The sequence below is a fragment of the Stenotrophomonas sp. FR024 genome (assembly GCF_047500745.2).
GTDB classification, from domain to species: Bacteria; Pseudomonadota; Gammaproteobacteria; order Xanthomonadales; family Xanthomonadaceae; genus Stenotrophomonas; species Stenotrophomonas maltophilia_A.
In genome coordinates, this window is record NZ_JAXAXM020000006.1 from 92,281 (window position 1) to 109,943 (window position 17,663).

The window sequence follows — 17,663 nt, forward strand, 5'->3', positions numbered from 1 at the left end:
AGTGCCGACCAACGGTCGGCACCCACAACATCAATGCAGCAGCTCGGCCGCTACTTCAGGCCTCGTACGCGGACTCGCCGTGCGAGGTCACATCCAGGCCGGTGCGCTCTGCTTCCTCGGTCACGCGCAGGCCGACCACGCTGCGCACCACCAGCAGGATCAGCGTGGTCACTACCGCCGACCAGACCACGGTCAAGCCGACGCTGACCACCTGCACCCAGACCTGATGGGCGATATCCAGATCGGCCTTGGTGCCGCCCAGCGACTGCGCGCTGAACACACCGGTGAGAATCGCGCCGACGATGCCGCCGACACCATGCACACCGAACACGTCGGCGGTGTCGTCCACCTTCAGCAGGCGCTTCAAACCAGTCACACCCCACACGCAGACCACGCCGGCGACGAAACCGATGATGATCGCGCCGAGCGGGCCGACGGTGCCGCAGGCCGGGGTGATGCCGACCAGGCCGGCCACTGCGCCCGAGGCCGCGCCCAGTGCCGACGGCTTGCCCTTGCTGATCGCTTCCACCAGCGTCCAGCCGAGCACCGCTGCGGCGGTGGCCAGCACGGTATTGAGGAAGGCCAGCGAGGCCACGGTATCGGCGGCGGCGGCGGAACCGGCATTGAAGCCGAACCAGCCCACCCACAGCAGCATCGCGCCGATGTAGGTGAACGGTACGTTGTGCGGCTTCAGCGCGGTCTGGCCGTAGCCCAGGCGCTTGCCGACAAACCAGGCAGCCACTAGGCCGGCAACGCCCGCATTGATGTGGACCACGGTGCCACCGGCGAAATCGATCGCGCCCATCTCACCCAGGTAGCCGCCACCCCAGACGATGTGCGCCATCGGGATGTAGCTGAGGGTGAACCACAGCGCCGAGAACAGCAGCACCGCACGGAACTTGATGCGCTCGGCGAACGCGCCGACGATCAGCGCGGTGGTGATGCCAGCAAACGTCGACTGGAAGGCGACGAACAGGTAGTCCGGCAGGCCCTTGATCGGGGTGTTGCCGACCGACTCCGGAGTGAAGCCCTTGAGGAAGGCGAATTCGGTGAACGAGCCGAAGAACGGGTTGCCCGTGCTGAACACCGCGCTGTAGCCATAGGCCACCCACAGCAGCAGCACCAGCGAGAACACCACCAGGATCTGGCTGAGCACCGACAGCACGTTCTTCGAGCGCACGAGGCCGCCATAGAACAAGGCCAGGCCCGGCACCACCATCAGCAGCACCAGCAGGGTGGACGTCAGCATCCAGGCCACGTCGCCATGGTCGTAGGTCGCGGCGGCTTCAGCCGCGGCCGGTGCGGCGGCCGGAGCGACCGGGTCCTGCAGTGGTTCGACCGCCACGCTTTCGCTCGGCAGCGGCGAGATCTGGGCCTGAGCGTGGGCACTGCCCGGCCACGCACCGGCGGCCAGCGCGCTGAGCAGCATCAACAGGCACACGAAGTGGAACCGGGCTTGCCACCCGGTGAGAAGGCGCATCTTCATGGGGGAGTCTCCGGAAAGGGGTTACAGCGCGTCGGCACCGATTTCGCCGGTGCGGATGCGGATGACCTGTTCGACGGCGGTGACGAAGATCTTGCCGTCACCGATCTTGCCGGTGCCTGCCGACGACTGGATCGCTTCGATCACCGCGTCGGCACGCTCGTCGGTGACCACGGTTTCGATCTTGATCTTGGGCAGGAAGTCGACGACGTACTCGGCGCCGCGATACAGCTCGGTGTGGCCCTTCTGGCGGCCGAAGCCTTTCACTTCGGTCACGGTGATGCCCGACACGCCTGCGTCGGAGAGGGCCTCGCGGACCTCGTCGAGCTTGAACGGCCGGATGATGGCGGAGATCAGTTTCATGCGCATGTCCCGAGGGTGGATGGGGCCAGCGCGCCAGCGCGCGTTGGCATCAGGCAACCAGCGGCCATCAGGATGATGGCCGTGGCTGTTGCACCGGACACGTACAGGGCCGGGACGGCCGTGCCTCTCTCCTTGCACGACCGACGCGGGAGGGAGGGCGGCCCTGGTCGCGTATCCGGTCTCTCTTGCCCCTGTTTCAGCGGACTAACAGTCCGCTCTACTGCAGCGGGCCAGCGGCCCGCTCTACCACGGCGGGCCAGCGGCCCACTCTGCCACGGCGGGTCGGGGTCCGCTCTACCACGGCGGACCGGGGCCCGCCCTGCGGCTCCCCAGCCGCGAAGACGGAAGCGATGGCGGCGGGTGGGAGGGGGAAGCCCACCGCCATCGCCACCGGTCAGCTGGCGTAGTACAGCTGGTATTCCAGCGGGTGGGTGGCCGCGCGGAACTTGGTCACTTCCTGCATCTTCAGCGCGATGTAGCCGTCGATGAAGTCATCGCTCATCACGCCGCCGGCCTTCAGGAACTCGCGGTCCTTGTCCAGCGCTTCCAGCGCCTGGTCCAGCGAGGAGCAGACCTGCGGGATCAGCTTCTCTTCTTCCGGCGGCAGGTCGTACAGGTCCTTGTCGCTCGGTGCGCCCGGGTCGATCTGGTTCTTGATGCCGTCCAGGCCGGCCATCATCAGCGCGGTGAAGGTGAGGTAGCCGGACTGGATCGGATCCGGGAAGCGCATTTCGATGCGGCGTGCCTTCGGGTTGGACACCCACGGAATGCGGCACGAAGCCGAACGGTTGCGGGCCGAGTAGGCCAGCATCACCGGTGCTTCGTAGCCCGGCACCAGGCGCTTGTAGCTGTTGGTGCCCGAGTTGGCGAAGGCGTTGATGGCCTTGGCGTGCTTGAAGATGCCGCCGATGTACCACAGCGCCAGCTGGCTCAGGCCGCCGTAGCCGTCACCGGAGAACAGGTTGGTGCCGCCCTTGGACAGCGACTGGTGCACGTGCATGCCGCTGCCGTTGTCGCCGACGATCGGCTTGGGCATGAAGGTGACGGTCTTGCCGTTGCGGTGCGCGACGTTCTTGATCACGTACTTCATGCGCAGCAGTTCGTCGGCCTTCTGCACCAGGGTGCTGAACTTGGTGCCGATTTCGCACTGGCCGGCGGTGGCCACTTCGTGGTGCTGCACTTCCACTTCGATGCCGACCTGTTCCAGGGTCTTGCACATCTCGGCGCGCAGGTCGTGCAGGGTGTCGGTCGGCGGCACCGGGAAGTAACCGCCCTTCACGCCCGGACGGTAGCCGCTGTTGGCGCCGTCGTACTTGGCGCCGCTGTTCCACGCCGCTTCTTCCGAGTCGACCTGGAAGAAGGTGTGGCCCATTTCATTGGCGAAGCGGACCGAATCGAAGATGAAGAATTCCGGCTCCGGGCCGAAGAACGCGGTTTCGGCGATGCCGGAGGACTTCAGGTAGGCCTCGGCGCGCTTGGCGATGCCGCGCGGGCAACGGCCATACGGCTGCATGGTGGCCGGATCGAGGATGTCGCAGCTGATCACGATGGTCGGATCGGCGTAGAACGGGTCGACGTAGGCGCTGGCGGTATCCGGCAGCAGCACCATGTCCGATTCGGCGATGCCCTTCCAGCCGGCGATCGAGCTGCCATCGAACATCTTGCCTTCTTCGAACAGCGACGGCTCGACGATGCTGACCGGGAAGGTCACGTGCTGCTCGACACCACGCATGTCGACAAAGCGCAGGTCGACGAACTCGATCTGGTTGTCCTTGATCAGCTTCTCAACGTTTTCCACGGACATCGGTACGACCTCGGATGGGGATGAATGCCTGCTGAGGTACAGCAACGACCGTGCCAACTTTTCGCAGGCTGCAAGTCATTGATTTCAAAAAGGCCGCCCCGCAGCGGTGCAGAACCGTGCGCACCAAATGGGTGCAGCCGACAGCGGACGCACCCGTTTGGTGCGGCAGTGATCGTCTATCCTCTCGACCTTCTTCCTTCCTGCCGCGCGTGCCCGCACCGTCCATGTCCGACCTGCTCTCCGCCCTGCTGCTGGGCATCCTCGAAGGCTTGACCGAGTTCCTGCCGATCTCCAGCACCGGCCACCTGCTCATCGCCCAGCACTGGCTGGGTGCCCGTTCGGACTTCTTCAACATCGTCATCCAGGCCGGCGCGATCGTGGCGGTGGTACTGGTGTTCCGCCAGCGCCTGCTGCAGTTGGCCACCGGTTTCGGGCAGCGCGAGAACCGCGAGTACGTTTTCAAGCTGGGCGCGGCCTTCCTGGTCACCGCCGTGGTCGGCCTGGTGGTGCGCAAAGCCGGCTGGTCGCTGCCCGAGACGGTCAGCCCGGTGGCCTGGGCACTGATCATCGGTGGCATCTGGATGCTGCTGGTGGAGGCCTACACCGCGCGCCTGCCCGACCGCGACCAGGTGACCTGGACCGTGGCGATCGGCGTCGGCCTGGCGCAGGTGGTGGCCGGCGTGTTCCCCGGCACCTCGCGTTCGGCCTCGGCGATCTTCCTGGCCATGCTGCTGGGCCTGAGCCGCCGCGCGGCCGCCGCCGAGTTCGTGTTCCTGGTTGGCATTCCCACCATGTTCGCCGCCAGCGCCTACACCTTCCTGGAAATGGCCAAGGCCGGACAGCTGGGCAGCGAGAACTGGACCGAGGTGGGCGTGGCCTTCCTTGCCGCGGCCGTCACCGGCTTCGTCGTAGTGAAGTGGCTGATGGGCTACATCAAATCGCACAAATTCACCGCGTTCGCGCTTTACCGCATCGCGCTGGGCGCCGCGCTGCTGCTGTGGTTGCCGTCCGGCAGCTGAACAGCGCCGGGGCACGGTAACCCCGTTGCCGGCCCCACCCCGTTTCCCCCACGGTTCCCCAAGGAGAATCACCATGAACCGCAAGCTCACCCTGCTCCTCCCGCTGGCCCTGCTGGCCGCCTGCAGCCAGACCCCGGCCCCGGCCGGCACCGGCGGCGACGACGTGGCCCCGGCCGCGGCCAAGGCAGCAGACCAGCAGACGCTGGCGCACCTGGACGCGCAGCGCCTGCAGAGCCAGCACTGGCTGCTGCAGCAGGCCACTGCCGCCGACGGCAAGCGCATCGACGCGCTGTTCGCCCGCGAAGACAAGCCGGTCACCCTGGACTTCGCTGATGGCCGCCTGTCGGTCAGCAACGCCTGCAACCACATGGGTGGCGGCTACACCCTGGCCGACGGCAAGCTGACGTTCAGTGCGATGGCCTCGACCATGATGGCCTGCACCGACAAGGCGCTGATGGCGCTGGACGAGGCCGTGTCGAGCCGCCTGCAGGGCGAGCTGAAGGCCGAGCAGGATGCCGATGGCAAGCTGACCCTGACCAACGCGAAGGGCGACGTGCTGGTGTTCAACCCGGAACCGACCGCTGAAACCCGCTACGGCGGCGCCGGCGAAACCGTATTCCTGGAAGTGGCCGCCAAGACCGAGAAGTGCTCGCACCCGCTGATCCCGGACTACCAGTGCCTGCAGGTGCGTGAAGTGAAGTTCGACGACAAGGGCCTGAAGCAGGGTGAGCCGGGCAAGTTCGAGAACTTCTACGGCAACATCGAGGGCTACACCCACGAGGACGGCGTGCGCAACGTGGTGCGCGTGAAGCGCTACGAAGTGAAGAACCCGCCGGCCGATGCGCCGTCGCAGGCGTACGTGCTGGACATGGTGGTCGAGTCGGCCATCGAGAAGAAGTAAGACGACAGAAGGGCGCCCGCGAGGTCGCCCTTCTTCGTGGTGGGTAGAGCCGGCCGCTGGCCGGCTGCCCCTTTTCATGGTGGCTCGACGCTACAGAAGCAAAGCCGGCCAGCGGCCGGCTCTCCCCATCGTGCCGCTCAGCCCAGCGCCGGGTTCAACGTATAGGTGCCATGCAGTGCCGCTTCGGCCAGCACGTGGCCGTGCATGGCGCGATATGCGTCGGCGGCGGTGAAGCGCGCCGGAAGCTCCAGCGAGGCCACATCCAGCGCGAACACGCGGAAGAAATAGCGGTGCACGCGTTCGTCGTTGAACGGCGGATACGGGCCGTCATAGCCCAGGTAATCGCCGGCCATGTCCGGGTTGCCCGCAAACCAGCCGGTGAAGTCGTTCAGGCCCTGGCGGCTGCCCGCCGGGCCAGCCGGTGCGGTCTTGCCCTTCACCACGAAGCCATCGCTGCAGCTGCCGGCGGCGATCTCCTGCACCGAGGCCGGAATATCGGCCATCACCCAGTGCACGAAGTCGCAGCGCGGCTGGTCGCGCGGCACGGTCATGTCGCTGCGGCCGACCGTTTCCGCAACGGTCGGCACATCCGGGTCCACGCACACCAGCAGGAACGAACGCGTGCCTTCCGGTGCGCCGTTCCAGGCCAGGTGCGGATTGCGGTCCGGCGCGAAGCCGGTGGCATCGCCGGCGGCGAACTCGCGGTCGATCGGCGCGCCGTTGGTCAGGCTGTGGCTGCTCAGTTGCATCGGCTTCTCCTTACTCTTCCGGGTAACCCAGGCGCACCGCAATCGGGGTGAGCTTGGCAAAGGCGGCGCTCATCACGTCGCGGTAGTTGCGCCAGTGGCCCGGCGGGAAGCGCGGTGCGCCCAGCTGTGCGGCCGGCGGCATCTGCCGCTCGAACAGGCGTCCCAGCAGCTCGGCCATCGCGTGCGGATCATTGCCGATCTGGTCGATGCGCAGCAGCACGTGCGGATACAGTTCTTCCTCATGCAGGGTGGCAACCTGCGCCAGCCCGCGCGCCAGCCATTCGCTGGCTTCAGCCAGCGAGGTCATCGCCAGCGGAGCGGCAGCGCCGTAGGCCACCCAGTCCAGCAGCATGTCGCGCGGGTCACGCAGCACGAGCACCAGTCGTCCCTGCGGCAGCTGCGGGCGCAGCGCCCACAGCAGGGCGTTGTCCCACCACAGCAGCCAGTCGATGACGGCATCGCCCTGCAGGCCACGCGCCGGCAGCTGCTCGCGCCAGCGCTGCACCAGCCGCTCCGGGGTCAGCACGCCGGAGGCGAGGTCCTGCAGCGTGTGGTAGTTCTGGAATGCATCATCCGGCGGATTGCTGGTGTAGCGGTCGCTGCGCAGCACCGGGCTGGCGGCCGCCAGGCCGGTCGCAACCCGCTCCACACCCGAACCCGGCGCACCCCACAGGAAGATCGGCGCGGAGCTGGCATCACTGTCGATCTCGCCCTTCTCCGGCCAGCTCGGCGGCGCCTTGGCCTGCGGCGGAAGCGGCAGGCGCTGCGGTGCCTGGTCGGCCTGCAGCGCCATCCACGTCTGCAGCGCCTGTTCCGGCTGGCCAGCGCGGTCCTGGATTTCACCCAGCCAGGTACGCAGGTCGGCGCGATGGCCGTCCGGCGCCCTGTCGATCAGCGCCTGCACGCGCGCGATCGCGGCAACCGGATCACGCTGCAGCAGGCCTTCGACCAGGCGTGTTTCGCCACTGACGCGGCCCGGTTCGAGGCTGACGATACGTTCGGCGATGGCTTCGGCCTGTTCGTGTTCGCCCACCATGTCATGCAGGCGCAGGCGTGCTTCCAGTGCCGGCAGATGACCCGGCATCGCGTCCATCCAGCGCTCCACGGTCGCCGCGGCGGTCGGGCTGCCGACTTCTTCCACGGCCAGGCGTGCCAGCCACAGGTCGTGCAGCTGCGGATGCTGTTCCAGGGCCGCGTCCAGGCGCGCGCGGGCCTCGTCTTCGCGGCCCAGGCGCTGCCAGGACATCAGCAGCAGCTGCAGCACCTGGCGGTCGTCGGGGATCGATTCCAGCAACGGCAGCAGATGGTCCAGCGCCTGCAGCGGCTGGCCGCCGCGCAGCGACAGTTCACCGGCCAGGCGACGCATCGACGGCGTATCCATGCCTTCCTGCTGAAGCGCGATCTGCATCGCTTCGGCAGCCGCCTCCAGGTTGCCCTGGCGCAGCGCCAACTGCACTACCAGGCCATGCAGCGAGCTGATGGCCGGGTTCAGTTCCAGCACGCGGCGGAACGCCTGCTCGGCGAAGGCAAGCATGTCCTTGCCCAGGTAGGCGAAGCCCAGTGCGTACAGCACGCGGGTGTCGTTGGGCTGCGCCTGGTTGGCCGCCGACAGCAGCGTCAGCGCACGATCCGGGTCGTCGCGGCGCAGCGCGATCATGCCGTCGATGGTCAGCAGTTCCGGGTGGTCCGGCTCTACGCGCGAGGCCAGCGTGGACAGGCGCTGGGCTTCATCGAAGTCGTTGCGGCCGATCGCCAGGTGCGCCTGCATCAGATAGGCGGCGAAGGAATTCGGGTCAAGCCCGGTGGTACGTGCCAGCGCTTCGTCAGCGCGCTGATACTGGCGCAGGGCGAGCAGCAGGCCAGCGTGCTGCAGGTGCAGCTGGGCATCATCGGGGGCCAGCTGCAACGCCTGCTGCAGCGCCTCCATCGCATCCTCGGCCTTGCCCTGCTGCTGCAGCGCAAGCGCCAGCCAGCGGTGGGCTTCGGCCTGGCCGGGTTCATCACGGGTCCACGCCTGGGCCAGCTGCACGGCCTGGTCGGCCTGGTTCTGGCGCAACGCTTGGATGATCTGGTCTTGCATGGCGGTCCGGTTCAAGTGCAAACCCGCATTGTAGCGGTCCACGCACCGGTGCCGGTTCAGCCCGCCAGCACCCGCTGCAGGCGCTGCGCCACCCAGCGCTCGGAGAAGCCGTCGCCGCGCCAGTTTTCGATGAACCCGCAGTGGCCGCCCCAGCAGGCGGTTTCCAGGCGCGCCTGGCCCGGCAGCTGCCAGTTGCTGAAGGTCGCGTACGGAATCACCGGGTCATCCTGCGCCATCAGGATGTCGGCCGGTACCTGCAGGGACGACAGGCGGTCGCCGGCGATCGAGTAGCCGTCGAAATAGGCCTGCAGCGAACCGAAGCTGGTGTGGCGCTCGACCAGCCAGGCGGTCAGCGCGCGGATGTCCAGCTTCAGCACGCGGTCGTCGCAGTCGCTCAGCTCGGGGAACAGATCGCGCTTGCGGCGCAGCGAGCCGGCCCACTTGCGGCGGAAGTACCAGTCGTACATCGCCGGGCCGTTCTCGATGCTCTCCATCGTCAGCGCCGGGTCCAGCACCGGGCACACCGAGGCGACGCGCAGCAGCGGCACGCCGGCCGCCGGCGCGCGCAGGGCCAGGCGCAGCACGAAGTTGCCACCCAGCGAATAACCGGCGGCCACCAGCGGCAGCTGCGGCCAGCGCTGGGCGATATCGCCCGCGGCGTGCACCACTTCATCGATGAGATTGGAGTGGAAGATGCCGGGGTTCAGGTGATGGGTGTTGCCGTGGTCGCGGAAGTTCAGCCGCACCACGTCGAAGCCCTGCTCGATCATGCGCGCGGCGGCCATGCGCATGTAGCTGGATTCGGCACTGCCTTCCCAGCCATGCAGCAGCAGCGCGATGCCCTTGGGCTCGCGGCCTTCGACATGGCTGTGCCAGCCCTGCAGGCGCACGCCATCACCACCATCGAGGATCAGCTCTTCGCTGACCGCACCGGTGGCCGCCAGCAGCAGCAGGCCGCGCTGCAGGCGCATGCGGCTGGAGCTGAGCATCGACTGCAGGTGCGGATTGCGCAGCCAGCGCGGCGGCTGGTAGTCAGTCGCATGCAACGTCGGTGTACCGGCGTCCAGGACGGGTGGCGGGACCAGGGCCACCGTGCCCTCAGCCGGTGCTCATGGCCGCCACGATGCGCGCGCGCGAGGTTTCCGCGATGCGTCGACGGCCTTCCAGGTCCTGGGTACCGATCGGCTCCAGGAAATGCACTTCGGTATGCCGCGCCGGCTCACCCAGCAGGCGCAGGAAATTGGCGGCGAAACTCTCGCCCGGGCCGAATGCCACGATGGTCTGTGCGTCACCCTTGAACCCATAGACCAGCGCCACAGGCTGCACCGGAACACCGGTTTCGACCGCGGCCTGGAAGATGCGGGCATGGAACGGCCCCACTTCATGGCCACCGCGGGTGCGCCCTTCCGGGAACACGCCTACTGCCTTGCCGGCACGCAGGCGATCGGCCATCACCTGCATCACGCCACCGAGCGATTCGGTATTGCCGCGCTGGTGGAAGATGGTCTGCCCGCGCGCGGCGAGCCAACCGACCAGCGGCCAGCTGGCGATTTCGCGCTTGGCGACGAAGCCCATCATGCGCTGGCTGTGCAGGATGGAGATGTCGACCCAGCTGACGTGGTTGGCGACGAACAGCACGGCACCGGGCAAGGGCTGGCCCACCCGCGACAGGCGGAAGCCAAAGATCCACATCAGGCCGCCCTGCCACCAGTTCACCACCTTCGCCCCGAAGGTATCCTCGCCCACGCGCAGCTCGCCCCACGGCGGGAGCATGCCGATCAGGATCAGCGGCAGGAACACGGTGATGTGGACCAACAGCAGCGGTACGCGGTACAGGTAACGGCACACACGCGCCACGCCGCCACGGGGGGCCGGAGTGGGGGAAGTCATCCGCGCACGATACCGGAGCGCCGCAGCAGCTGCCAGCCGATTTAGGCCATAACCGCCATTGACCGGGGCAATCGGCGGGGAACGCTGGGTTCTGCCGCCGTCAACACGCCCGCCGGGGGCTCAACCGTGGCCGGCGGCCACCACCGCCAGGGTCAGCCGAGAGATGCACACCAGCCGGCCCTGCTCGTCTTCGATGCGGATCTCCCACAGCTGGGTGCTGCGGCCGACGTGCAGCGCGCGGGCGGTGCCGGTGACCGTGCCCGAGCGCACGGCGCGCACGTGGTTGGCGTTGATTTCCAGGCCCACGCAGATCTGCTTGCCGGTATCCACGCACAGGTTGCCGGCGCTGCTGCCCAGGGTCTCGGCCAGCACCACCGAGGCGCCGCCGTGCAGGATGCCGTACGGCTGCCGGGTGCGCTCATCCACCGGCATGGTGGCCTGCAGCCAATCCTCGCCGGCGGCACTGAAGACGATGCCGAGGGATTCGATCGCCGTGTTGCGGCTGAGCGCGTTGAGCTGCTCGATGGAAACGGCTTCGCGGAACACCTGGGTCATGCGGGCACCTTCAGAGGATGGGAACGAGGCCGGCGCCGAATGCAGTCAGCATGCGCACCAGCAGCCACTTCGGGCCGACGTTGACTTCGGGGAAGTCGCCGACGGCGACGTAGCAGTTGTGGAACGCCGGGTCCTGCCGTGGCAGCGGCTGCGGGCAGTCCGGACCGGGCTTGAACTCGTAGTCGGTGGCGTAGCGCCACGGCCAGAAGTCGAGGATCGGCAGCGCTTCGGAGGCTTTGCCGACGCTGTAGTTCAGGCCCGACAGCACTGGCGGCTTGGCCCGCGGCGCCACTGTCCACGAGTTCTGCGGATGGGTATCGCGCAGGATGCTCTCGGCCAGCTGCTCGGCAAACACCGGATCGTCGATGATCACCGCGCCTTCGGTGTTGTAGTTCTCGCTGCGCGGATCGAAGTTGTGGGTGCCGACCACGCCGATGCGGCGATCGACCACCAGCGACTTGGCGTGCAGGCCCATGCGGGCGCCCTTGCGGGTGACCGGCAACGGCTTGTTGACCGCCTTGCTGCCCAGGAACGACGGACGCGTCTCGGTGCGCAGCAGGCGCGTTTCCACCTCGCTGCCGGCGGCGCGGCGACGTTCGCGCGCGTTCTGGTAGGCACTGCCGGTACGCGGATGATGCACCGCCACCTGCTTGCGGGGCACGGCCAGATCCCCGCCGCTGCCACCACCGGCATTGCTGCCAGCGGCGCTGCCGCCGATCAGCGGATTGCGCCCACCGTCGTCGTCGCCTCCGGGCGCGGCGATCGGGTCGGGCAGCAGATTGCGGTAGTCGACCGGTGCATCCAGCGGGAACGGCTTGTATTCGAAGATGTTGAAGCCCAGTTCGCGCATGTTGCGCCGCTTGTACTTGTACGACAGCGCATACACGATCGGGTTGTCGGTGGCCGCCAGGCTGTTGCTGGACACCACCACGCGCGGCGGCTGCGGGCGCTTGCGCAGCTCGCGGAACAGCTTCTGCGCCGGCTTGGACAGCACCAGGTACGGCGTCTGCAGGATCACTTCCTTCTGCGCACCGGCAATGAGTGCGTCCAGCTGCGGCTCGGTCACATGCTGGCCGGCCAGCGGGGCATCGGCCTTCTCGCGGCGGTGCTTGCGCGGCAGGTCGGCGACGTAGCGCACCGAGGCCACCGGCAGCGCGGTATCCACGAAGGAACGGGTGATGAACTCCATGTCATTGGCTTCAGCGCTGACCCGCTGCACCCGCTCCGGGCGGCGGAACGTGGCGGGCGGCAGCACCGGCACGCCTTCGCGCAGCAGGGTGCGGCCCACGTCATTCAGGCGCTCGGCCGGCACGCTGCGCTTGGCGCGCCAGAACGCATCGAAGTTGGCCGCCATCGCCCGCGCTTCCGGGCCGGCGATCATGACGTCGCGATCGCGGAAGTTGTACTCGCGATCCCAGTCGTAATAGTCGTCCTGGTAGTTGCGGCCGCCGACCACGCCGATCGCATCGTCGATCACCAGCAGCTTGTTGTGCATGCGCTGGTTGAAGCGACGGAAGCAGCACAGCACGCTGCCGGCGTAATCGAAGTAGTTCAGCCGGGCCTTGCCGAAGGTCGGGTTGTAGACCCGCAGCTGGAAGTTCTGGTGGGCGCCGGACAATGCGCCGAGGATCTGCAGGTCGGAGATCGCCGAGAGCTGGTCGATCAGCACCCGCACCTTCACCCCGCGCCGCGACGCGGCCAGCAGTTCGTCGATGACCAGCCGCGCGCTGTCGTCCTTGTCGAAGATGTAGGTCTGCAGGTCGATGCTGCGGGTGGCACTGCGCAGCAGGTTCAGGCGCGCCACCAGGGCGCCCTCCCCCTCGTCCAGCAGGGTGGCGTAGTGGCGCGGCTGCTCCGGGGTGGATTCGGTGAACGCCCGGCCGGCCAACGCCCGCAGCGGCGAATCCTGTGCGCAGCGGTCGGCGCGCTGGCAGTCGACCTGGATCGAGCGCGCCTGCACGGCGATCGCTTCGGCGCGGTCGCGCTCGGCATTGGACAGCGATGCACAACCGCTGCCCAGCAACACGGTTGCCAGCGCCAGTACACGCAGCAGGAGGTTCACGGTTTCGGCGCCTCGCTCAGGCGCGCTCGCAATACGAAGGTCACTCGGTCACTCAAGGCAAGCTGCCAGCTGTCCATTCCATACCGGCCTCGCTGCACGGTACCGCGGCTGACGACGTCGCAATCATAGCCGGGTCGGGCGCAATCCGCTTTCTCGACCTTCAGTGTCTCGGGGTGGCTGATCCCGCGCAGGGTCAGCCGCCCGTTGATGTCGCCCCCGTCTTCCACGGTCTCCGGCCAGTACGGCAGCGAGTCGAACTCGACCACCGGATGGCGGCCGGCATCGAAGAACTCCTCGCCGCGCATCCATCCGGTATAGCGCGCCTTGCCGGGGATCTCGACCGAGCGCGTGAACATCTTCAGGTGCACCTGGTGGCGGCCGTCGGAGAGGATCTCGATGCGCCCTTCGAAGTGCGGGAACAGGCCTTCGATACGCTGCCCGAAACGGGTGCGCACCTCGAAGCCGATCTGCGAACGCTGGGTATCCAGGCGCATTACCCGGTGCGCTTCGGCGACCACCGGTGGCAGGGTGGTCGGCGTGGGCACGGCCGCCCAGGCCGGGCCGAGTGCCAGCAGCGCGGGCAGCAGATAGCGGCTGCGCCGCGCCAGGCTCATCGGATCACGGCCACCAGAATGCGTTCAGGCTGGCCACGCCTGGCTCGATCGAGGCCTCGCGCGGGAAGCCGAGCACGGCGATGCCGGCCGGCGGCATGCCGCGGTAGTCGCTGCTGGTGCCCTCGGTCATCAACGCCACCAGCCGCTCCAGGCCCGGGTTGTGGCCGACGATCAGCACCCGGTCGAGATCACGGCGGTCGTCCACCAATGCCGCCAGGGTGCCGGGGGTGGCTTCGTAGATGCGGTCTTCCAGGCGCTTTTCCACGTAACCGATGGTGCCGAGCACGGCTTCCAGGGTTTCGCGGGTACGCCGCGCCGGTGAGCACAGCACGCAGTCCGGCAGCAGGTTGTTCTCCTTCAGCCACTTGCCGGCGGCTTCGGCTTCGGCGAGCCCCACCGGCGACAACGGCCGGTCGAGGTCGGCCTGGCCGGGGGTAGCCGGTTCGGCATGGGCATGGCGCAGCAGGATCAGTTCACGCATCGCGGGTTTCCATGAAGAAGAGGATGCAGCAGAAAGAGTGACGCAGGCATCAAAGCTTCAGCCAGGACAGCAGCGGCTCCCAGTCGGCCTGGTGCTCGCGCACCTGGGCCGAGCGGTAGTCGAACAGGCTGCGGCCCAGGCCGGTCATGACCACATAGCTCTGGCTGTCGCGCAGCTGCGCGACCACCGGGTACGGCCATTCACCCAGCATCTGCAGCGCCTGCTGCGAGGTCTGGGTCCATGGTTTGGTACGGTTGAGCACCAGCCCCACCGGCAGCTTGCGGCTGTGCACGCGCGGGTTCTGGGCCAGGCTGTTGAGGAAGCCGACGATCGCTTCGATGTCGAGCGCCGAGGGCAGCACCGGTACCACCACCGCGTCGGCAGCGTCGAGGAAATGGGGAATATCGTCAGCCAGGGCACCGGCCGGCGCATCGATGATGACGGTGTCGGTGCCGTCGGGCAGCTTCTGCGCCCACTGCTTCTTCCGGTACACGTCGATGGGGAGCACCGCGCTTTCCAGCCCGGCACGGCGTTGTGCCCAGCGGGTGCTGGAACCCTGCGGGTCGGCATCGGCAATCACCGTGGCCTTGCCCTGCAATGCCGCGTACGCGGCCAGGTGGGTGGCGACGGTGGTCTTGCCCACCCCGCCCTTGGAACCGGCCACCAGGATCGTCTTCATGCCAGCCTCGCTTCCGGGTACGTGCCCCGAGCGTACACCGGCGGTGGTGACGGGAGGTAGCACCGCGCTGAACCTGCGGCCATCGCCTTTGCTATCGTGGCGCCCCCGAAGGATCGAACCGGCATGAGCGAGCTGCAGGACCTGAGCGCACTGATCCGCGCCAACACCCCCCTGATCGTGATCGAGACCCAGGACGAGGGTCGCATCGTCGACCTGTTCCGGCAGACGCTGATGCACGTCTGGCGGGCGCTGCACCGGTGGTCGATCACCGAGGGCCTGCGCCGCATCGACCTGGACAGCGAAGATCCGCCGGCCGGGCCACCCGACGCCAGCGCGGCCCTGCAGATGATCCGCCAGGCCGGGCAGCGCGGGGTCTACCTGCTGCTCGATTTCCACCCCTACCTGGGCTATGCCAGCCACCAGCGCGCCCTGCGCGACCTGATCCAGCGCCGCCACAGCGAGCCGCATGTGCTGGTGCTGATCGGTGCCAAGGTGGAACTGCCGGCCGAGCTGGAAGCACTGGCCGTGCGCTTCAACCCGCGCCTGCCCGATGCCAATGCCCTGCTGAAGATGCTGCGCGAGGAGGCCGACGCCTATGCGCGCGAGCATGGCGGCCGCCGGGTTGAAGTCGACAGCGAGGCGGTGAAGAAAATCCTGAAGAACCTGCAGGGCTTGAGCCTGGTCGATGCCCGGCGCATCGCGCGCCAGCTGATCTACGCCGATGGCGCACTGCGCGACGACGACCTGCCACAGCTGGCGCGGCTGAAGTTCGAGCTGCTCAACCGCAGCGGCCACCTGTTCTTCGAGCATGACAGCGCGCGGTTCGGCGACGTGGCCGGCGCCAACCGGCTCAAGCGCTGGATCAACCAGCGGCGTGTGGCGTTCATCGCTGGCTCGGCACCGGCAGGGCTCGACCCACCGCGCGGCATGCTGCTGCTGGGCGTGCAGGGTTGCGGCAAGTCGATGCTGGCCAAGGCCACCGCCGCCGGTTTCGGCGTACCGCTGCTGCGCCTGGACGTGGGCGCGCTGTACAACAAGTACCACGGCGAGACAGAGGCCAACCTGCGCCAGGCCTTGGCCTCGGCCGAGCAGCTGGCGCCCTGCGTGCTGTGGATGGATGAAATCGAGAAGGGCCTGGCCAGCGGTGGCGAGGACGGTGGCGTGTCACGCCGCGTGCTGGGCCATCTGCTGACCTGGATGGCCGAGCGCAAGGCACCGGTGTTCATCGTGGCCACTGCCAACCAGGTGCACGAGCTGCCTGCCGAGCTGCTGCGCAAGGGCCGCTTCGACGAGATCTTCTTCGTCGATCTGCCCTCGCCCGACGTGCGCGTGGAACTGCTGCGGCTGCACCTGGGCCGGCGCCAGCTCAACGCCGACGACTTCGCACTGCCCGCGCTGGCGGCGGCCGCCAATGGTTTTTCCGGCGCCGAGATCGAGCAGGCGATCGTGGCTGGCCTGTATGCGGCGCATGCCGAGGGCCGGCCGCTGGACACCGAGCTGCTGATGACCGAGATCCGCGCCACCCGACCGCTGTCGGTGCTGATGGCAGAGCAGGTAGAAGCACTGCGTGCGTGGGCGTCGGGGCGGACGGTTTCCGCGGACGACTGAGGGGTTTCCAGCGAACGGCGCAGCCCCTCGTGGCGGCTGGTTGACTGTGAACATCAAAAGCCGCGCTTGGCCGGGCGGGATGGATTCGCGGGGGACGCCGTCAACCCGTCCATGGGGGCTTGGCCGCGGCATCCATGCCGCGGACACCCCCGCGAACCCATCCCGCCCGGCCTCTGACAATTTCCGAGTGCGTCCGCCACGGAAAAGAAAAAAGAAGAGCAGAAGCAAAGGCAAAAGCGCTTGGCCGGCCGCTCTTTGTAGAGCCGAGCCCACATTCAGCTGCATTTCGATCAGATATCGAATAGTCGATTCCGTTACAGATTCATCCACGCATGGCGTGGATCTACCGTGTCGACCAAGGTCGACACCTACCAACAGCTGCCGGAATCTGTCGAAGGCGGGGCACTGTGGGTTTGCGGGGTGTGAGCCGCATGGATGCGGCGACCAAGCCCCCAGGACGGGTTTACGGCGGCCCCGCAAACCCACAGTGCCCCGCCATCCCGCAGGAAGCCCGCTGTTGCTTCGGCTGTTGCTGTTGCTTCAGCTGTTGCCTCTGCGGGTGCCGGGTGCAACCCGGCCGAACCCCTTCCCTCAGGGCCAGGCAGGTGGTGCGGCCGCCCAGGCCTGCTGCACCTCGGCCAGCGACGCGCGCTCATCCTCACGCCACTGCGGCAGCAGCTGCCCATAGTTGGCCGTGGTACTCCACTGCGTCGGCTCGGTGCGTACCGCAGCCGCATACCACTGCACCGCCTCCTGCTTCTGCCCCATCCGCCACAATGCCAACGCATAGGTCGGTGGCACCCAGGTGGGCTTCGTACGGGCGTTGCTGGCCGATACCAGCCACTGTTCCAGCGCCGCCTCCGGCTTGCCCTGGCGCAGCAGGTCCCAACCGTAGTTCCAGCGCACGCTGCGACCGCTGCTGCTCTGTGCCGGCGCCTCTTTCATCGCCTCGCCATACAGCTGCTCGGCCAGCTCGCCACGGCCCTGCGCGCCGGCCACCGATGCCAGCTGCACCGTCGCTTCCACCGCGCGGCGGCCGCGCTCACGCAGCTTGACCAGCTGGGCCACCAGCTCATCGCCCTCGCCCTGCACCGCCACCATCGGCGTGGCCGCCAGGTCGTTGTCGAAGTAGAACTCCTGTGGTGCCGGCACGGCCGGCGCGGCCCACGCAGTGGCCACTCCCGAGGCCAGCAGCACGCTGGCCAGGATCTTTCCTGGAACTGACATCCCTTCTCCCCAGGCCGCAACTGCAGCCTCCCTCTCTCTCCCCGATCCTAACCCCAGCACCGCCGCGGGCGCGAGTGCCGGGGCCTCGCGGCCCCGCTGCTACAATTCGCGCCTTTCCCGCCGCGTGCCTGCACGCGGCCGGTGCCAG

General features: G+C 67.9%; 16 protein-coding genes. 3 read left to right on the forward strand and 13 right to left on the reverse strand.

What is annotated here, in order from left to right; all coding sequences use genetic code 11:
* Window positions 1-55: 55 nt before the first annotated feature.
* The 3 genes from ACMZ91_RS08890 to glnA all read right to left on the reverse strand — a co-directional run bounded on the left by ACMZ91_RS08890 (window position 56) and on the right by glnA (window position 3,650).
* Window positions 56-1,486 carry an ammonium transporter gene (locus ACMZ91_RS08890; protein WP_049462231.1) on the reverse strand — a complete coding sequence of 477 codons (1,431 nt, stop codon included), beginning with the start codon at window positions 1,484-1,486 and terminating at the stop codon, window positions 56-58.
* A 21-nt stretch (window positions 1,487-1,507) separates the two neighbouring features.
* Window positions 1,508-1,846, reverse strand: coding sequence for a P-II family nitrogen regulator (locus ACMZ91_RS08895; protein ID WP_004134334.1), 339 nt, complete (start codon window positions 1,844-1,846; stop codon window positions 1,508-1,510).
* 394 nt (window positions 1,847-2,240) lie between these two features.
* Window positions 2,241-3,650: a type I glutamate--ammonia ligase gene (glnA, locus tag ACMZ91_RS08900; protein WP_004153533.1), complete on the reverse strand. Its 1,410-nt coding sequence runs from the start codon at window positions 3,648-3,650 to the stop codon at window positions 2,241-2,243.
* Window positions 3,651-3,874: 224 nt separating this feature from the next.
* On the opposite strand from glnA, the gene ACMZ91_RS08905 reads away from it, so the two are divergent.
* Window positions 3,875-4,669: an undecaprenyl-diphosphate phosphatase gene (locus ACMZ91_RS08905; RefSeq protein WP_012509682.1), complete on the forward strand. Its 795-nt coding sequence runs from the start codon at window positions 3,875-3,877 to the stop codon at window positions 4,667-4,669.
* 73 nt (window positions 4,670-4,742) lie between these two features.
* Window positions 4,743-5,570, forward strand: coding sequence for an META domain-containing protein (locus ACMZ91_RS08910; protein ID WP_414577295.1), 828 nt, complete (start codon window positions 4,743-4,745; stop codon window positions 5,568-5,570).
* A 137-nt stretch (window positions 5,571-5,707) separates the two neighbouring features.
* Here the strand turns inward: ACMZ91_RS08910 and ACMZ91_RS08915 are convergent, their stop codons facing one another.
* From ACMZ91_RS08915 to ACMZ91_RS08955, 9 genes are all read right to left on the reverse strand, one after another.
* Window positions 5,708-6,319: a YbhB/YbcL family Raf kinase inhibitor-like protein gene (locus tag ACMZ91_RS08915; protein WP_049398185.1), complete on the reverse strand. Its 612-nt coding sequence runs from the start codon at window positions 6,317-6,319 to the stop codon at window positions 5,708-5,710.
* A 10-nt stretch (window positions 6,320-6,329) separates the two neighbouring features.
* Window positions 6,330-8,399 carry a tetratricopeptide repeat protein gene (locus ACMZ91_RS08920; RefSeq protein WP_414577293.1) on the reverse strand — a complete coding sequence of 690 codons (2,070 nt, stop codon included), beginning with the start codon at window positions 8,397-8,399 and terminating at the stop codon, window positions 6,330-6,332.
* 56 nt (window positions 8,400-8,455) lie between these two features.
* A complete protein-coding gene (locus ACMZ91_RS08925; RefSeq protein WP_049462242.1) occupies window positions 8,456-9,445 on the reverse strand; it encodes a YheT family hydrolase in 990 nt (329 codons plus the stop codon).
* Between the two features lie 52 nt (window positions 9,446-9,497).
* Window positions 9,498-10,289 carry a lysophospholipid acyltransferase family protein gene (locus ACMZ91_RS08930; protein WP_032128720.1) on the reverse strand — a complete coding sequence of 264 codons (792 nt, stop codon included), beginning with the start codon at window positions 10,287-10,289 and terminating at the stop codon, window positions 9,498-9,500.
* 120 nt (window positions 10,290-10,409) lie between these two features.
* Window positions 10,410-10,844, reverse strand: a complete 435-nt coding sequence (locus ACMZ91_RS08935) for a hotdog fold thioesterase (RefSeq protein ID WP_032128719.1) — start codon at window positions 10,842-10,844, stop codon at window positions 10,410-10,412.
* A gap of 10 nt (window positions 10,845-10,854) precedes the next feature.
* Entirely contained in the window at window positions 10,855-12,906 is a 2,052-nt protein-coding gene (locus tag ACMZ91_RS08940) for a phospholipase D family protein (RefSeq protein WP_414577290.1), read from the reverse strand.
* Window positions 12,903-13,520 (reverse strand): YceI family protein, encoded by a 618-nt coding sequence (locus ACMZ91_RS08945; RefSeq protein ID WP_414577289.1) that lies wholly within the window; start codon window positions 13,518-13,520, stop codon window positions 12,903-12,905. Before ACMZ91_RS08945 ends, ACMZ91_RS08940 begins: the two co-directional genes overlap by 4 nt.
* A 4-nt stretch (window positions 13,521-13,524) precedes the next feature.
* Window positions 13,525-14,001: a SixA phosphatase family protein gene (locus tag ACMZ91_RS08950; RefSeq protein WP_005407539.1), complete on the reverse strand. Its 477-nt coding sequence runs from the start codon at window positions 13,999-14,001 to the stop codon at window positions 13,525-13,527.
* A 49-nt stretch (window positions 14,002-14,050) separates the two neighbouring features.
* Window positions 14,051-14,680, reverse strand: coding sequence for a nucleotide-binding protein (locus ACMZ91_RS08955; protein ID WP_010487235.1), 630 nt, complete (start codon window positions 14,678-14,680; stop codon window positions 14,051-14,053).
* A gap of 123 nt (window positions 14,681-14,803) precedes the next feature.
* Here ACMZ91_RS08955 and ACMZ91_RS08960 point away from each other — a divergent pair, with 123 nt between their 5' ends.
* Window positions 14,804-16,288, forward strand: a complete 1,485-nt coding sequence (locus ACMZ91_RS08960) for an AAA family ATPase (RefSeq protein ID WP_414577287.1) — start codon at window positions 14,804-14,806, stop codon at window positions 16,286-16,288.
* A 591-nt stretch (window positions 16,289-16,879) separates the two neighbouring features.
* On the opposite strand, the gene ACMZ91_RS08965 is transcribed toward ACMZ91_RS08960, so the two are convergent.
* The gene (locus ACMZ91_RS08965) at window positions 16,880-17,515 is read right to left on the reverse strand and encodes a tetratricopeptide repeat protein (protein WP_032128715.1); all 636 of its coding nucleotides are present in this window, start codon (window positions 17,513-17,515) and stop codon (window positions 16,880-16,882) included.
* Window positions 17,516-17,663: the final 148 nt, after the last annotated feature.

Bases quoted from the DNA above. Each gene is read 5' to 3' on its own strand.
- ACMZ91_RS08890 (WP_049462231.1), bottom strand. From the start codon at position 1,486: ATGAAGATGCGCCTTCTCACCGGGTGGCAAGCCCGGTTCCACTTCGTG.
- ACMZ91_RS08950 (WP_005407539.1), bottom strand. From the start codon at position 14,001: ATGCGTGAACTGATCCTGCTGCGCCATGCCCATGCCGAACCGGCTACC.
- ACMZ91_RS08920 (WP_414577293.1), bottom strand. From the start codon at position 8,399: ATGCAAGACCAGATCATCCAAGCGTTGCGCCAGAACCAGGCCGACCAG.
- ACMZ91_RS08930 (WP_032128720.1), bottom strand. From the start codon at position 10,289: ATGACTTCCCCCACTCCGGCCCCCCGTGGCGGCGTGGCGCGTGTGTGC.
- ACMZ91_RS08960 (WP_414577287.1), top strand. From the start codon at position 14,804: ATGAGCGAGCTGCAGGACCTGAGCGCACTGATCCGCGCCAACACCCCC.
- ACMZ91_RS08955 (WP_010487235.1), bottom strand. From the start codon at position 14,680: ATGAAGACGATCCTGGTGGCCGGTTCCAAGGGCGGGGTGGGCAAGACC.
- ACMZ91_RS08895 (WP_004134334.1), bottom strand. From the start codon at position 1,846: ATGAAACTGATCTCCGCCATCATCCGGCCGTTCAAGCTCGACGAGGTC.
- ACMZ91_RS08915 (WP_049398185.1), bottom strand. From the start codon at position 6,319: ATGCAACTGAGCAGCCACAGCCTGACCAACGGCGCGCCGATCGACCGC.
- ACMZ91_RS08935 (WP_032128719.1), bottom strand. From the start codon at position 10,844: ATGACCCAGGTGTTCCGCGAAGCCGTTTCCATCGAGCAGCTCAACGCG.
- ACMZ91_RS08965 (WP_032128715.1), bottom strand. From the start codon at position 17,515: ATGTCAGTTCCAGGAAAGATCCTGGCCAGCGTGCTGCTGGCCTCGGGA.
- ACMZ91_RS08905 (WP_012509682.1), top strand. From the start codon at position 3,875: ATGTCCGACCTGCTCTCCGCCCTGCTGCTGGGCATCCTCGAAGGCTTG.
- ACMZ91_RS08910 (WP_414577295.1), top strand. From the start codon at position 4,743: ATGAACCGCAAGCTCACCCTGCTCCTCCCGCTGGCCCTGCTGGCCGCC.
- glnA (WP_004153533.1), bottom strand. From the start codon at position 3,650: ATGTCCGTGGAAAACGTTGAGAAGCTGATCAAGGACAACCAGATCGAG.
- ACMZ91_RS08945 (WP_414577289.1), bottom strand. From the start codon at position 13,520: ATGAGCCTGGCGCGGCGCAGCCGCTATCTGCTGCCCGCGCTGCTGGCA.